The sequence below is a fragment of the Flavobacterium sp. WV_118_3 genome (assembly GCF_039778605.1).
In the GTDB taxonomy this organism is placed as follows: Bacteria; Bacteroidota; Bacteroidia; order Flavobacteriales; family Flavobacteriaceae; genus Flavobacterium.
In genome coordinates this window covers 556,748-570,209 of sequence record NZ_CP156060.1, presented here as the reverse complement: position 1 = coordinate 570,209, position 13,462 = coordinate 556,748, and the positions used below count along the sequence as shown (strand labels likewise).

General features: G+C 38.1%; 15 protein-coding genes. 4 read left to right on the top strand and 11 right to left on the bottom strand.

Features of this window, described 5'->3' with window-relative positions:
- Positions 1-68: 68 nt before the first annotated feature.
- The 9 genes from ABFU83_RS02695 to ABFU83_RS02655 form a co-directional block, all read right to left on the bottom strand.
- A complete protein-coding gene (locus ABFU83_RS02695; RefSeq protein ID WP_347068731.1) occupies positions 69-1,091 on the bottom strand; it encodes a DUF2268 domain-containing putative Zn-dependent protease in 1,023 nt (340 codons plus the stop codon).
- A gap of 206 nt (positions 1,092-1,297) precedes the next feature.
- On the bottom strand, positions 1,298-1,735 hold the full coding sequence (locus tag ABFU83_RS02690) for a hypothetical protein (RefSeq protein WP_347068729.1): 438 nt from the start codon (positions 1,733-1,735) through the stop codon (positions 1,298-1,300).
- Between the two features lie 35 nt (positions 1,736-1,770).
- On the bottom strand, positions 1,771-3,306 hold the full coding sequence (locus tag ABFU83_RS02685; RefSeq protein WP_347068728.1) for a hypothetical protein: 1,536 nt from the start codon (positions 3,304-3,306) through the stop codon (positions 1,771-1,773).
- Position 3,307: 1 nt separating this feature from the next.
- Positions 3,308-3,877 carry a hypothetical protein gene (locus tag ABFU83_RS02680; protein WP_347068726.1) on the bottom strand — a complete coding sequence of 190 codons (570 nt, stop codon included), beginning with the start codon at positions 3,875-3,877 and terminating at the stop codon, positions 3,308-3,310.
- Positions 3,878-4,104: 227 nt separating this feature from the next.
- The gene (locus ABFU83_RS02675; RefSeq protein WP_347068724.1) at positions 4,105-4,911 is read right to left on the bottom strand and encodes a DUF2490 domain-containing protein; all 807 of its coding nucleotides are present in this window, start codon (positions 4,909-4,911) and stop codon (positions 4,105-4,107) included.
- A gap of 411 nt (positions 4,912-5,322) precedes the next feature.
- Positions 5,323-6,093 carry a phosphatase PAP2 family protein gene (locus ABFU83_RS02670; RefSeq protein ID WP_347068722.1) on the bottom strand — a complete coding sequence of 257 codons (771 nt, stop codon included), beginning with the start codon at positions 6,091-6,093 and terminating at the stop codon, positions 5,323-5,325.
- Positions 6,093-7,082 carry a phosphatase PAP2 family protein gene (locus tag ABFU83_RS02665; protein ID WP_347068720.1) on the bottom strand — a complete coding sequence of 330 codons (990 nt, stop codon included), beginning with the start codon at positions 7,080-7,082 and terminating at the stop codon, positions 6,093-6,095. Before ABFU83_RS02665 ends, ABFU83_RS02670 begins: the two co-directional genes overlap by 1 nt.
- Positions 7,083-7,401: 319 nt before the next feature.
- Complete coding sequence (locus ABFU83_RS02660; RefSeq protein WP_347068718.1) at positions 7,402-7,569, bottom strand: bacteriocin; 168 nt, start codon at positions 7,567-7,569, stop codon at positions 7,402-7,404.
- A gap of 9 nt (positions 7,570-7,578) precedes the next feature.
- Entirely contained in the window at positions 7,579-8,229 is a 651-nt protein-coding gene (locus ABFU83_RS02655; RefSeq protein ID WP_347068716.1) for a hypothetical protein, read from the bottom strand.
- A 327-nt stretch (positions 8,230-8,556) separates the two neighbouring features.
- Here ABFU83_RS02655 and ABFU83_RS02650 point away from each other — a divergent pair, with 327 nt between their 5' ends.
- From ABFU83_RS02650 to ABFU83_RS02635, 4 genes are all read left to right on the top strand, one after another.
- Positions 8,557-9,312, top strand: coding sequence for a helix-turn-helix domain-containing protein (locus ABFU83_RS02650; RefSeq protein ID WP_347068714.1), 756 nt, complete (start codon positions 8,557-8,559; stop codon positions 9,310-9,312).
- A gap of 26 nt (positions 9,313-9,338) precedes the next feature.
- The gene (locus ABFU83_RS02645) at positions 9,339-10,496 is read left to right on the top strand and encodes an NAD(P)/FAD-dependent oxidoreductase (RefSeq protein WP_347068712.1); all 1,158 of its coding nucleotides are present in this window, start codon (positions 9,339-9,341) and stop codon (positions 10,494-10,496) included.
- 134 nt (positions 10,497-10,630) lie between these two features.
- A complete protein-coding gene (locus tag ABFU83_RS02640) occupies positions 10,631-10,846 on the top strand; it encodes a hypothetical protein (protein WP_347068710.1) in 216 nt (71 codons plus the stop codon).
- Between the two features lie 329 nt (positions 10,847-11,175).
- The gene (locus tag ABFU83_RS02635; RefSeq protein ID WP_347068708.1) at positions 11,176-11,526 is read left to right on the top strand and encodes a DUF2200 domain-containing protein; all 351 of its coding nucleotides are present in this window, start codon (positions 11,176-11,178) and stop codon (positions 11,524-11,526) included.
- Positions 11,527-11,536: 10 nt separating this feature from the next.
- Here the strand turns inward: ABFU83_RS02635 and ABFU83_RS02630 are convergent, their stop codons facing one another.
- Positions 11,537-12,952 carry a PLP-dependent aminotransferase family protein gene (locus tag ABFU83_RS02630; RefSeq protein ID WP_347068707.1) on the bottom strand — a complete coding sequence of 472 codons (1,416 nt, stop codon included), beginning with the start codon at positions 12,950-12,952 and terminating at the stop codon, positions 11,537-11,539.
- 34 nt (positions 12,953-12,986) lie between these two features.
- A complete protein-coding gene (locus tag ABFU83_RS02625; RefSeq protein ID WP_347068705.1) occupies positions 12,987-13,367 on the bottom strand; it encodes a hypothetical protein in 381 nt (126 codons plus the stop codon).
- Positions 13,368-13,462: the final 95 nt, after the last annotated feature.

Below are 13,462 nucleotides of genomic sequence, written 5' to 3'. Positions count from 1 at the left end.
AAAGGATAAACCTATTTCCTTCCTCTTCACAGACAAAAAGGGGCTGTCTCAAAAAGGAGTCAGCCCCTTTATAATTTTTGAATATAACTTTCGTAGCCGCTTCTTTCGAGAACTTCCGTTGCTTTTAAGGTATAAATATCGCGCCAGGAATTGGCACCGTGTTTTTCCACATATTTTGAGACAATCCGGAAACCCAACCAATAATTCAGCGTTTTGGGCGCGTCGGGAAATAATTTTAACTTATCGTTTCGCAACAGTGGATTATTTCCTGAGGTATCGGAAAAATACAGTTTTACTTTGGTAAAGATTTCTTTTTCGTGCTTTAAAAACCAATCCCAATCAGCTTGGGTCATATTTTCGACCGCCTCATATTCAGTTATTTTTTTATCGAAAAAAACATAGGTAAAATAACACGCAAAACCTTCATCTATCGCCTGACTTAAAGCCGTGGTTCCCTCAGCATCATTTCCTCTAAATTTTTCATAAACCAGATGATTTAATTCGTGAGGCAATCCTTTTTCGACAGCATACTGTACATCGAGCGTTTTATTGTTCAATTCAAAAGCAAATTGCCCGGCATTACAACCACCAAAACCAATACCCGTAATGGGCGTAAAAAGAATACTGATTCGTGCTTTGGGTCTATACGGAACCATTTTTTCAAACTTTACTAAATTGTCCCGAAGTGTTTTATCCATATCCATTTTCAGGATTTCCGAAACCCGATGGTCCATAAAGGCTTTATTATCCCTATACAAGGTTTTGTTCCATTGGATCATACCTGCTGGCGTATTAAATTTTGACGCATTTTCGTCTCCAAAAATTGCCCCATAACAATCATCCCATAACGCTTGATGTGGCTGATATACCTTTTCGACAATCCTTACACTGTCGTATGGGACATTTCGATGGGCTAAAATCTGATTTTTAAAAAGATTCAAAATGGTTATTTCTCCTACTCTGACACTATCTGGAACGCTTTCGAGTTTTCTATAGACTTCGGCTTCTTTATCGACAAAAACAGCAGGTACTTTAGGCGAGCACGATGTGAGTATCGAACTGATCAGGGTGGAAACAATAATTTTTTTCATGGCATAAAAAGGATTCAAATCAATACAAGTGCTATCCGGGACAAAAATAAACAGATTCCCGCTATGATTACATAAGGACTATAAATAGGCTATTGGTCGCTAAATGCTGAAGAAACGGAACCTGTTTGGCATCCTCTTTTAATCCCGGTTCCTATTCGAATGTCTTTTTTTAAAGAAATCAAATAATTCATTTTCAGGATCGTTTTTTAGGATTTATCCCGTTGGTAAACCCGTATTTTTTCATGTTCAAATCCAATAATATTCGCTATGGCCATAAAAGTAGCAATTTCAAACGTCTTCATACTCGAATCGGTCGGATGCCAGGAACCATCAACAACCTGATAACTAAAACCATAACTGCTAAACGGAGCCATCCCCTTTGGGATGTTCATAATACTTTTTAGAGTCGATAAAATCGCATCCATATATTCTATCGGGATTTTGTTTTCCGGAACATCCCAGACAAAAGTATCCGAATCTTTTACCATCCGGATATGAACAACTGCATACTTTTCGGAGGCTCTTTTTATACAATTCCCAATTCCCAGATATTCATTTTGCGTAAAAAGGAACGCTTTAAAAGCCTCCCGAATCTCTTCATACGGAAGATGTTCGGATTTTGCGTTATGAATCAACAATCTCATTTTGAAATATTTATATCATTTTGTATTTCTTTTTTTTAGTCGTCTCTATATTCATTCCCTTTAAAATCCAGCCAGCCTTTTTCTCCGTTTGCGCGTTCATAACGGGCAAAATAACCCTGGAAATCCGCTATTTTTTTATATCGAAATTCCTTTTGTATCGGATAAAGTAAGTACAAATCGTTCTTTTTTATTTGGTAGAACGGTGCTTTATACACTATGGCTTGTACCTTTTGATACCCGGTAAATGGTTGGTCATCTTCGAAATACTGATTTTTATTTTCCGGTTTCAAAAAGTAATGCAGGTAATTGATTCCAAATGTCCCGTCTTTCCTTAAAAAAGTAACGATAACATCGTCGAATGGTACATGCATACTAATCCTTCCTTTTTGATAAGGTCTATTATAAATGCTAAAATCGACACTGCTTTTTACCGTATCCTTCATTTTGTTTTTTAAACAGATTTCCAGAATTTCACTCGTATTTTGCAACGAAATACTATCCGAAACCGTGTATTGATCCTCGTGAGCAATATGATCCAGATTGCGCATTTTTAGCGTAAAATTATCATTCCTTTTAGTTATGACTAATTCATAGAAATATTCCTTTGTTGTGGGTTCATAAACAAGATGAAACGGATAATTAAATTTTGTTTTTAGTTCCTGTCCGGTCCTGTCGATCGATTTAAGCGTATTGTTTTCGATCATCTGTATACTCCACGGATTGAAATTTACCGCTTTGAGTGGATCCTGATTTAGTTTTTTTAAAGCCAAATTATATAAATCCATCGTTTTTCCGGTATGCCCTATTATCGACGTCCCCCTCAAATCAATCGCATCATAATTTTTAGAAATCAATATTTCATTAAAACGATTTTTCAACTGTAGCTTTTTATTAGGTAACGTATCGATTCTAAAATAGTTTTTGTTCAATTCGGCAAAAGCATTGCTTGAAAACGCATAAATCTCATCTTTGGTCAAAGCCTTTTTTTCAACTTTTAATTCGGGAACAGACGGATCATGAAGCCCGAAGAGTTGGATTTTATTCGGAGTGGGAATCAGATATAACGTTACGTTATCGTAGGTATAGAGTATTCGTTTTTGATCAAACTGAATAAAAATACACGGTAACCATTCTTTTAAATAGGTGTTTACCGTATCATTCTCCTGTTTAATGGCAAAAATCGCAAAATACCCCGGATTGAATTGGCGGAATTTACGGATCTCATAAGATGTCATATTCGTGTCATCTTCCGTATACGTGAATTGCAATTCCTGAAGTTTTTTAAAATCGTAACGGCCATCTATTTGATCATACGAAATGGAATTTTCGTGTTTGGATAAAGCTTCGGCTTCATTCTTTTTTATAGGTTTTAAAACCGACTTCATTATTTCCTGCTTTCCTTCAAAATCGACTTCAATTTCTAACGTATAATAGCGCGATCCCTTTTTGATCACGATTCCTTTAGCCGGACTGATACAATACAATTGGCCTTCAGTAACGGTATAGGTTTGCTGACCAACAGAAAATTGGCACCATAGCATTACGATAATACACAATATAATTTTTTTCATCTTATTTCAAATCCCAATGGTTAGCATTTAGAACAAAGTCCATTACTTGTAATTCTTCATTGGTATTAAAGTTAGTAATCGCAATTTCGACTTTATCTTTTCCCATCGCCTTATATTGCACTTCATAAACCTGCTTTTCGCTCATCTTTTCGTGTTCAAAATTTACTACCGCCGATCTAAAACAACCACAACCTTCCGGGCCGGTTGAACTTCTTCCGGTAACAATCGTCATGCCATTATCGTGATAAACAGCTGGAAAACTTTTCTCTTGATCAAAATAATATTGCGACTTGACTCCATATTCAAAAGCATCCATCTTTTCACTGAATCGCGATCGGGGATATATTTGGCTCCCACAAATAAGCGAAGGATTGTAAACAATCAAAAAAAGAGTATCCTTAGTGGTGCCCATTTTCGCAACTTCCTTTACGATAGACGCTGTTAATCCCTTTTCATTCACAATACGTTTTGGTTTTGGGATGTAAAAATCCGTTTTGATAAAAACAAAATACGCCGTGATTAGAATCACAATAACGAGAAGAGAAAAGACTGTTATTTTTGCTTTTTTCATTATAATTTTTATAAAAAAGAATTAAATAGACTACTCTAAATGACAAATCTATACAAAAAAACATCCCTTTTCACAATAGCATTTATTAAAATTGAAGATTAAGTTTTTACTGTATAAAGAGTTCTACATAAAGCAATAGCAAGCTGTGTACTGCTCATTCAAAATGCACTGCAAAAAATCATGGGCAATACACCTAAAGATTAGCGGAAACACAAATTTATGGAAGACTAACGCCGGTACGGAATCGTCCAGATCAGATCAACCGCCAGATAATGCACACCGGATTTTGCGTCACGATATCCATTAATCAGGTTATTCACATAACCGATATCCATCGCAAGCGGTGTTTTGGGAATCTGAAACCAATAATACAAGCCCAATCGTGCTTCTTTATACGCCAACTTCGAGCCGTTTTTATCGCCATCATTATAGCGGCTTATTGCAAAAAGACCTTCGGCACTTAAAGTCAGCGCCTGCTTTGTTTTGGTAGACAAAGTATAAGTTAACTGCGTTTTGAGTCGGGTTCGGAACTGAAAGTTTTCATCGGCCTTACTAAAATCAGCCGTATAAAACTTCCGGAATTCCAGACGGGCGGTGTTTTTCCATTGCCACTGATCACTCAAATGTAACGTATAAGCATAACGTCCGTATATTCGGAATTCCTGTTCGACGTCTTCAAAACGATAAGGTGCTTTCGTTTCGTAATTATCCTGTCGGCGATAACTCATCGCATAACTATACTGCTGATTCGGAGCAAAATTGCGGTATACTTCGTGGTTCAAAACCAAGATCGCCTGGTTTTCGAGTAATCCGGAATGATCCGGATCGCTCTTTCGTCCCAGCCCGAAATAAGTCATTGTTTCTTTTTTTCCGACGGAATCCAGCTTGCGCTTTATACCAACCGCCGACCAGAAAGCCCTTTTTGTTTTTCCCAATCCCGGTGGACTTAATTGAGCCTGGATCGTATGAAGCGATCCCATATTGAATGCAAAAAACAGGAAAAGTGTTTTTGTTATGGTTGTTTGTATGCGCATTATAAAAAGCGTTTGAAATTTGAGGTGTATTCGTTACAGCAGCAATACTACGATCCAAAACTGTAGTGATTCTGGAATACCGTTCACAAAAGCAACTTCTTTTTTGATCCGAAAATCCGAATAGTAAATACGAAACTAAAAAGCTACAAACAGCTGTACAGTGTTGAAAAAGGAATTTTCAACTGATGGTAGAAGCCAAAATAAAAATGAGCACAAAAAACAACAACATAACTACCTATAAACCAAGCAGTAGTAAAATAAATCTATTGTCGACATAGCAAATGTACGGCAAAGAGGAGGTATTAAAATAGCACAAATCCTGACTAAAATTTCACGAAACAAGAGTATTTGCAATAAATCCGGTTTTATTTCCGGGCAGTAGTTTTTTTAATTGGAATTGTGTTGAGAAATTTATTTAAAACTGTAGTTCAATGCCAATCCGGCTTTACTATCGATATACGTCGGACTAAAACACAGTCGGTTTTCTTTTTTAAATTCAAACGTCAACGGATTAAAATAATAAGTAATAACCGCTGTAGCCATGCCTAATCCGGCACCTGCCGTTATATCGCTCAACCAATGGCGGTCGTTGAGTATACGTAGCGTTCCGGTAGTAGTTGCCACCAAAAAACCGGCACTGGCAAACCAGATATTACTATTTCTGTATTCTAAAAAATGTAAGGTTGCACAGGTAAAAGCAGCTGCGGTATGTCCGGACGGGAACGCATTACAAGCGGAATTATCAGGTCTTAAATCGCCTATATTATTTTTTAACGGCAAAGCAATAGCCGTTAGCAGCAATTTTGACACCAACAAATTGGAGAGCATACGGGCATTGCTATGCTCCGATTTGAACCCGATATAATTGCCCCCAAATGTGAGCGCCACCGAACTGTACTGAAAATAATCGTCGAATGAAGTTTGAAACGATCCGAAATTCCGATCTCTAAACTCCTTTACATCGTTATTAATTCCGGAATGTCGAAGCAAGGTACCGCCAATAATCAACGCTGATGGAATAATGAGTTGTTTGTACGAAAAACAATCCTTTTTTAGCAAGGTATCCGATGGTATCAGCATATTGGATTGTACCAAAGTATCGGATACTGTTTCTGCAAAGCCTGAAACAGGAAGGCATAATACCGCTATGATACAGTACAGTAAATGGTAAATTTTTCTCATTAGAATGTCATTTTAAGGCCTAAGGTTTGAAAGCCATAGCGGTGGTAGTTTCCGGTAATCCGGAGATCATATTTTTTTTGGAGGCTTACCTGACCATTTTTCTTGCGATCGACAAAACGGTTTCGGGCAATATTTTTACCACTGAAATACCCGATTAGCAAGGCTAAAGGATAGTCGGATATCCAGTGTACTTCACTTTGAACCATTTGGAAACTCAACAGTCCGATCGCCGAATAACCAACCGGTTTTAGCCATTTCACCTCGGGATAATTTGTGGTAATCACCGTAAAAGCCGACATAATAGTGGCCAGGTGGCCGGACGGAAAAGCGTCGTAAGTAGGCGTATTTTCGCCATAAGCTGCAAAAGAAGGAAACGGATTCCAATCGCCACCCGGATTACCGTTTTCACGAGCGATAAAAGGGCTTTCTCTTCCGGTAGTTCGTTTAAGCACCTGGATATAAAATCCTGATAGTGCCATACTCTCGAGCATCCCCGAAGCAGTGGCATAAGCACGGTAATCGTTTGTAAAAAGGGCATGCGTCATAAAACCGGCCGACAATAACAATACCGTAGTTCCGTTACCCACCAGATAAAAAGCTGCACCGGTATTCTGGGGAATATTACTCAGCGGTCCTAAGTTCCCGTATTTATTATCGGGCGATAATCCTATTTTATCGGCCCATCTTCTGGATTCATCAATAATATTCTGATCCAATGGAATCATTACTGCCGTAGCAGCCAAAGCGCCTCCCAAATACCAGGCATGATCATCGGCAATAAAATCGCGATTGGTATCTTTAAAATCGTGCCACAAATTGGTTATCGGTTCGTGCCATTTGGGCTGATAGTAAATTCTCTCGGTATTCGCATCGATGGTATAGGTTTGCGTTTTTCTATTTTCAAAGCGTTTGTTAAGTATGGATAGTGAATCCGATTGCGAAAAAACGCATCCGGAGAAAAATAAAAGTAAAGGGATAAACCTATTCATTGTTGTTTGTAAAAGTGTGCCAAAAGTATAGTAATAAAATTCATGCCAAAATTTTACTACAAAATAAAATCTCATAAAAATGTTAAATTTTCTTATAAAAATACACTTTATATTATTATTTTAATTTTTTGTTAATTTTTAATCACTATTTTAAAAAAAACATTACACTATAGCTATTAAATCGTTTTTAAGTACCCTAAAAAAACCTTGCGTCCCACAATGCTACTAATTCCCCTAATATCAAAACCTTCCTCAAATCCTGCAACAAAAAAACACCTTACTACTTTTAAACAAGGTATTCTATTACATCCCGTTCACTTTACCCTGCAGAATGCATTTTTCCTCCCTTACCAACTTCATTTAAATAGTCCAAAACATCTTTACATATATACCATAACTTATGACAACTGCTTCCAAAATCCCGAATCCAATCCCCTCCTCTTATTGTTTTTAACTCCTCTATTGACAACTCCTTAAAATTTTCCATTTCTATTTTTTAAAGCTGCATTAGTGCTAACCCAACAAAAACCAGATTATATAATGCATGATACATAATTACATTTAAAAACATTTTTGAAGACAACCTAATATAGGTTAATACCATTCCCAGTACCATTTGAGGAAAAAACTGAATTACCAATGCATATACCGGAAGTTCCTGGAGTGAGGCTACAGTATAATTAGAACTATGTGAAATTGCAAAAATTAAAACATAGCTTACAAGAAAAATTTTAGGGAGTATTTTCTTATTTGAAAAACGAAATACAATAAAAGCCAAAACGTTTAACAGCATCATCAAAACGAATAAATACGAATTAAAATTCGCGACAAAAGCAAAAACAACTCCAAATAGGAGTCCTAAATAAGAGTAGTTACTTTTTACTAACGCATATCGAAAAGCAATTTCCTCTACTATGGGAGCCAAAACAGTTACTACAAACAGTAATTCCAATGGCGACTCCAAATAGGTCATAAGACGATCTGAATGGACACCATCAATATTAAAATAACGTATAGCCAATTCTATAGCTACAATAAAGGAAATATGAATGCAAAAAATCGCAATAAATAGCGCTCTTTTTGGGATAGTGTCATTTACAATCACATTCAACTGCATTCCAACCTTCAACGAACCGATCTGCAGCATCTGCAAGCGCAATAAAAACACCGGCTCTTTGGGCCCATTTATACAATTTACGCCAAGGTATTCGTCCTCCTTCTATACTTTTCATTTCCAAATCACTAAGTACAACCCTATTTAGTTTTTCAAATTTCATTTCCTTCCTTTATACTATTATAAAAATAGACCATACTACTAAAAATAACGAGCTTACTCCTGGTACAAGACAGAACCTTTCATGGTCATTTTTTTATCATTGCCGTATTTTCATTTGATTAAAACTTTATTCGGGCGATTTATTATAATTGATAATTTGCTACTTTTAAACCTGTATCCTAACACCGAACAAAAGCCATGGACAAGGATTTCCAGTACCAATTCCGAGAACCGGAGCCTGCACTCGCCGATTATATCGAAAGCATCGGGATGTTTTTCAATCCATCCGATCAGGAAAAAGAAGTCGTTGTCATGCCCGATGGCCGGGTTGATCTGTTTTTTTCGCAAACGGGAACCGCACCTTTTCGCACCTTACTTCTCGGACTGGAGACCTATCCTGAACAAAGGAGCGTTTCGCCACAAATGCGTACTTTTGTAATTAGCTTTAAACCCTTGGGCGTTGAATATATCCTACAGCAATCTATCGCGTCATTACTGAACACCGCTACAAGTCTTCCGGATGATTTTTGGGATTTTGGTACCGTTGACTTGCTCGATTTTGAGAGTTTTTATATAAAAGCTACTCAGAAAATAACCGAGCGTTTACCCCAAAAAACAGATGCCCGGAAACACCAGCTTTTTGAGCTTATCTATACATCCAAAGGCGAAATGAGCGTCGCGGAACTTTCGGAAAAAATTACATGGAACAGTCGACAGATTAACCGTTATTTTAATCGGCAATTCGGACTTTCGTTAAAAGCCTTTTGTACTATTTTACGCTTCCGGGCTTCTCTGGAACATATCGCTCAGGGTAAATTATTTCCGGAATTAAACTTTACCGATCAGAATCATTTTATAAAGGAAATCAAAAAATTTTCGGGTGTTGTTCCGGGCGAACTGTTCAAAAACCAAAACGACCGATTTATACTAGTATCCGTTTTAAAACAGCGATAGCTTTGTATCCACATTAAATGTAGGATATGAAACTAAAAGATAAACAAATCGCCATCATAGGTGGTGGTCCCGGAGGGCTAACCTTAGCGCGACTATTACAACTTCAGGGCGCAAGCGTAACCGTATACGAACGCGATTATAATCAGGAAGCCCGTTTACAGGGTTCTCCTTTAGATTTACACGAAGGATCGGGTCTTGCGGCCATATACCAAGCCGGTTTATTCGAGGCTTTTAAGCAAAATTTCCGTCCCGGAGCCGACAAAAAGCTGATCCTGAACGAAAAGGCTGAAATCGTCTATAGTGATCACGATGCCAAACCGGAAGAAAACTTTGGTCATGCCCATTTCCGACCGGAGATCGACCGCGGTCCGCTGCGCAACATGCTTTTGGATTCTTTACAACCGGGAACCGTGATCTGGGATCGTCATTTTATCCGAATGGAAAAACAACACGAAGGCTGGTTATTGTATTTTAACAATAGTGCGACTGCCTATGCCGATCTTGTTGTTGCCGGTGATGGTGCCAATTCGAAAATACGTCCGTACCTTACGGATATCAAGGCTTTTTACTCCGGTATTACCATGGTGGAGTTTACGATTCCAAATGCCGAAAAAGCGGTTCCGACTATACATACCTTATTAAATGATGGCAAAATCATGGCTTTTGGAAAAGAAAAATGCCTGCTTATGGGGATGAAAGGCAATGGTGAATTAACCTTTTACGCCAGTCTTAAAGTTCCGGAAAACTGGGCGACCACCAATGGTTTGGATTATTTCGATACGGCACAATTACAGGAATGGTTTCAAACGGAATATGTTGGATGGGACTCCAAATGGAACGAACTGTTTGAAAGTCCTGCTACGGTTATCCCGCGTCCTATTTATTGTATGCCTTTGGATCAGACCTGGGAAGCGCAATCCAATCTGACGCTTCTCGGCGATGCCGCTCATGTCATGCCGCCATTTGCCGGTGAAGGTGCTAATATGGCGATGCTTGATGCGCTGGAATTAAGCGAATGCCTGACTTCAAATAAATACGACAGCATACAGGAAGCGATAACCGCCTATGAAACCAATATGCGGAAAAGAGCCGCCAAAGCCGCTCAGGAATCCCTTGAAAATGGCGAACGGATGCATTCTGATAATGCCTTAACGATTATGTTGGAAATGTTTAGTGATCATTAATTTCTTTAAAAAAGTAAAAGCAGGACAAATTTGGACTTTAGCCGGTTTGTTCTGTATTTAATAAATGAATCTATTGAAAAATTGTTGCTCAAAACTATTTAATTCCTTATTACGTAAATTAAAATTCAAGGCATATGAGCATTTTCAAAAATATCGTATCAGAATGGATGAAACGAAAAAAAAATTCGGATATTGAAAAAGTCAATGTTACTTCTTCCGGTGCCTTTTATATGAAAAGTGAAGATTTATTTAATGATGACAAAGAAGCTTTAGCGTTATTGAACAAATTGGATAAAGCTGTAAAAATTTATAAAAGCGCCAATAAAAAATATTTTTCACATTCGGATTAATGCCTCGTCTTGATTTAATCATCTTACCCTTAATTGCCGGATATGTATTCCTTTGTACTTTTAATTTAACAAAATACTATAACATTAGAGTTGACAAACAACGTTTAATTTTTAACTCTCTTAGAGAAACCAGGCATTATCATACCTGTCAATGTAATCTTAATTGTTTTAAAATTTGACAGTGACCTCTTTGGTCGCTTTAACAATTCGGAAGATGAAAAAAACAATCTTACTTTATCACAAAAATTATATAAAGGTTTCGAAAGCTTTTTTAAAGAACTGTTTCGAGAAAGTCCGATATTTACAAACGCAATAAAAAAACTACTCAAATGGACAACTCAAGAGTATACAAAATGGCATTTGCGAGTGTTTATCCGCATTATATTCAGAAAGCGGAAAAAAAAGGGCGTACAAAAGACGAAGTCGATACAATTATATTCTGGCTTACCGGATATGATCCGCAAAGTTTACAACAGCTTCTCGACAACAAAACCGATTTTGAAACCTTCTTTGCACAGGCACCGCAATTCAATCCGAATGCTTCTAAAATTACCGGTATAATCTGTGGTTACCGGGTCGAAACTATGGAAGATCCGCTGATGCAAAAAATTCGTTATCTCGACAAGCTAATTGACGAACTGGCCAAAGGAAAAGCAATGGAAAAAATTCTACGGCAATAGCATACGATCGTTAAATACTGTTTTTAACCATAGTCCCCAGTTTCTTTAAATCGTTTTCGACGCGATCGGTCCATTCCATCGCATAATTGAGGCGCATACAATTGTTATATTGATTGTATTGCGAAAACATTCTTCCCGGTGCAAAATTCATTTTTTGCTTTAAAGCCTGTTCGTACAAATCTTCCGTACAAATCCGCTTATCCAGTTCCAACCAAAGCATAAAACCACCTTTAGGCTGCGAAATTTTGGTATTATCCGGAAAATACGTTTCAACCGCACGCTGAATCTGTAAATAATTGGCATACAATTTTTGTCGGAAGGTTCGTAAATGATGATCATATCTTCCGTGTTCCAGAAAGTGTGCAATAACATCCGGAAATAAGGATGGTGAACAAACCGTTTGTCCTATTTTCTGGCGGATAATTTTATCTTTAAACTGTCCCGGTGCTACCCATCCAACCCGATAACCCGGTGCCATCGACTTGGAAACCGAGCCACACCACATTACCAATCCGGCTTCATCGTAGTATTTACAAGGCTTGGGACGTTCGGCTCCGAAAAAGAGGTTACCATAGATATCGTCCTCAATCAGTGGCACATTATAATGAGTGATCAATCGAACCAGTTCTTTTTTATTTTCATCGGGCATCTGAAATCCCATCGGATTATTAAAATTCGTCACAAAACAACAGGCAGCTACCTGTGGCAGGATTTCTTTTAACGCGTCGAGATCGACACCCAAAACCGGATGTGTGGGTACTTCAATAGCGCGTAATCCTAACAGTTGAATCGCCCGAAGCACTCCAAAATAGGCCGGCGTTTCGATCGCCACGGCATCGCCTGGTTTGGTAACCGCCATCAGTCCGTTATAAATCGCGTTGATCGCACCGGAAGTAATCACCAGATCCTCTTCGGTAATTTTACCTTCCAAGACCAAGGCCCATTTTGCAATTTCCCGACGCAAATGTTCACTTCCCTGAACGGGTTCGTAGGATGTCGCGCTATCGTCCCGGTCTTTTACTGCTTTGATAATTGCCTTATTTAGTTTTGCCAACGGAAGGAAATTTTTTCCCGGAATACCCAGAGCAAACTGTGTTACGTCTTCATTGGCTATCGTTCCGAAAACTTTGTCGACTAAATCCTGAGCGGTTTCTTTCTTTTCCGTAGCTTTAATTCGGGTAACACTCGGTAATGCCAGTTTTCGCTGCGACGTCTGACTTACAAAGTAGCCCGATTTGGGTCTTGGTTCAATCAATGAATGACTTTCCAACTCCAGATAGGCCAGTTTAACTGTATTAATACTCACATTATACAGTTTCTGAGCACTTCGGATCGACGGTAATTTATCACCTTGTTGTAAGGTTTCACTTTGAATCTGTTCGGCTATGGTTCTCGCTATTTTCTGGTATAACGCTTCTGTTTTCATCGGACTACTTTTCACAAATGTATTGTTAAACGCTTTAATTGCAGCTATAATCCAACCAATTTAAAAGACATAAAATCCCCGATTGTAAGGAACCGACATCTTTAAAAGCGGCTTTTTTTTCCAAAAATTCCATAGCAACCTGCTTTTCCCATTCCGTTTGTATTTCCGGATTTCCGGAAGACTTCTGATCTATTTTATATCCTATCGCTCCATTTTCATTTACGATCAGACTGGCAAAAGCAATAGGCCTGGTATTATTTTTCAGTTGCAAAAACGGAATTCCGAACGACGTCCCAACCGACATATCCTTTGGTCGGCCATTCCATTCATTAAAGGAATCTTTTAATTGTCTTATATCCGTGGCATATACTTCCGTTATACTCCACGTTGCTTTATCGGTAACGATACGATTCATAACATTTGATTTATACCACAAAGCTATATCGGCACTACCAATAGTTACAGATACAGAAAAACTTATTTTTACAGACACAGATGGTCTGCGGCCGT

What these genes read in the sequence shown, in the direction of transcription:
- ABFU83_RS02695 (WP_347068731.1), bottom strand. Translation starts at nt 1,091, where the DNA reads ATGAAAAAAATTATTGTTTCCACCCTGATCAGTTCGATACTCACATCG.
- ABFU83_RS02635 (WP_347068708.1), top strand. Translation starts at nt 11,176, where the DNA reads ATGGACAACTCAAGAGTATACAAAATGGCATTTGCGAGTGTTTATCCG.
- ABFU83_RS02660 (WP_347068718.1), bottom strand. Translation starts at nt 7,569, where the DNA reads ATGGAAAATTTTAAGGAGTTGTCAATAGAGGAGTTAAAAACAATAAGA.
- ABFU83_RS02680 (WP_347068726.1), bottom strand. Translation starts at nt 3,877, where the DNA reads ATGAAAAAAGCAAAAATAACAGTCTTTTCTCTTCTCGTTATTGTGATT.
- ABFU83_RS02645 (WP_347068712.1), top strand. Translation starts at nt 9,339, where the DNA reads ATGAAACTAAAAGATAAACAAATCGCCATCATAGGTGGTGGTCCCGGA.
- ABFU83_RS02650 (WP_347068714.1), top strand. Translation starts at nt 8,557, where the DNA reads ATGGACAAGGATTTCCAGTACCAATTCCGAGAACCGGAGCCTGCACTC.
- ABFU83_RS02675 (WP_347068724.1), bottom strand. Translation starts at nt 4,911, where the DNA reads ATGCGCATACAAACAACCATAACAAAAACACTTTTCCTGTTTTTTGCA.
- ABFU83_RS02685 (WP_347068728.1), bottom strand. Translation starts at nt 3,306, where the DNA reads ATGAAAAAAATTATATTGTGTATTATCGTAATGCTATGGTGCCAATTT.
- ABFU83_RS02655 (WP_347068716.1), bottom strand. Translation starts at nt 8,229, where the DNA reads ATGCTGCAGATCGGTTCGTTGAAGGTTGGAATGCAGTTGAATGTGATT.
- ABFU83_RS02630 (WP_347068707.1), bottom strand. Translation starts at nt 12,952, where the DNA reads ATGAAAACAGAAGCGTTATACCAGAAAATAGCGAGAACCATAGCCGAA.
- ABFU83_RS02625 (WP_347068705.1), bottom strand. Translation starts at nt 13,367, where the DNA reads ATGAATCGTATCGTTACCGATAAAGCAACGTGGAGTATAACGGAAGTA.
- ABFU83_RS02640 (WP_347068710.1), top strand. Translation starts at nt 10,631, where the DNA reads ATGAGCATTTTCAAAAATATCGTATCAGAATGGATGAAACGAAAAAAA.
- ABFU83_RS02670 (WP_347068722.1), bottom strand. Translation starts at nt 6,093, where the DNA reads ATGAGAAAAATTTACCATTTACTGTACTGTATCATAGCGGTATTATGC.
- ABFU83_RS02690 (WP_347068729.1), bottom strand. Translation starts at nt 1,735, where the DNA reads ATGAGATTGTTGATTCATAACGCAAAATCCGAACATCTTCCGTATGAA.
- ABFU83_RS02665 (WP_347068720.1), bottom strand. Translation starts at nt 7,082, where the DNA reads ATGAATAGGTTTATCCCTTTACTTTTATTTTTCTCCGGATGCGTTTTT.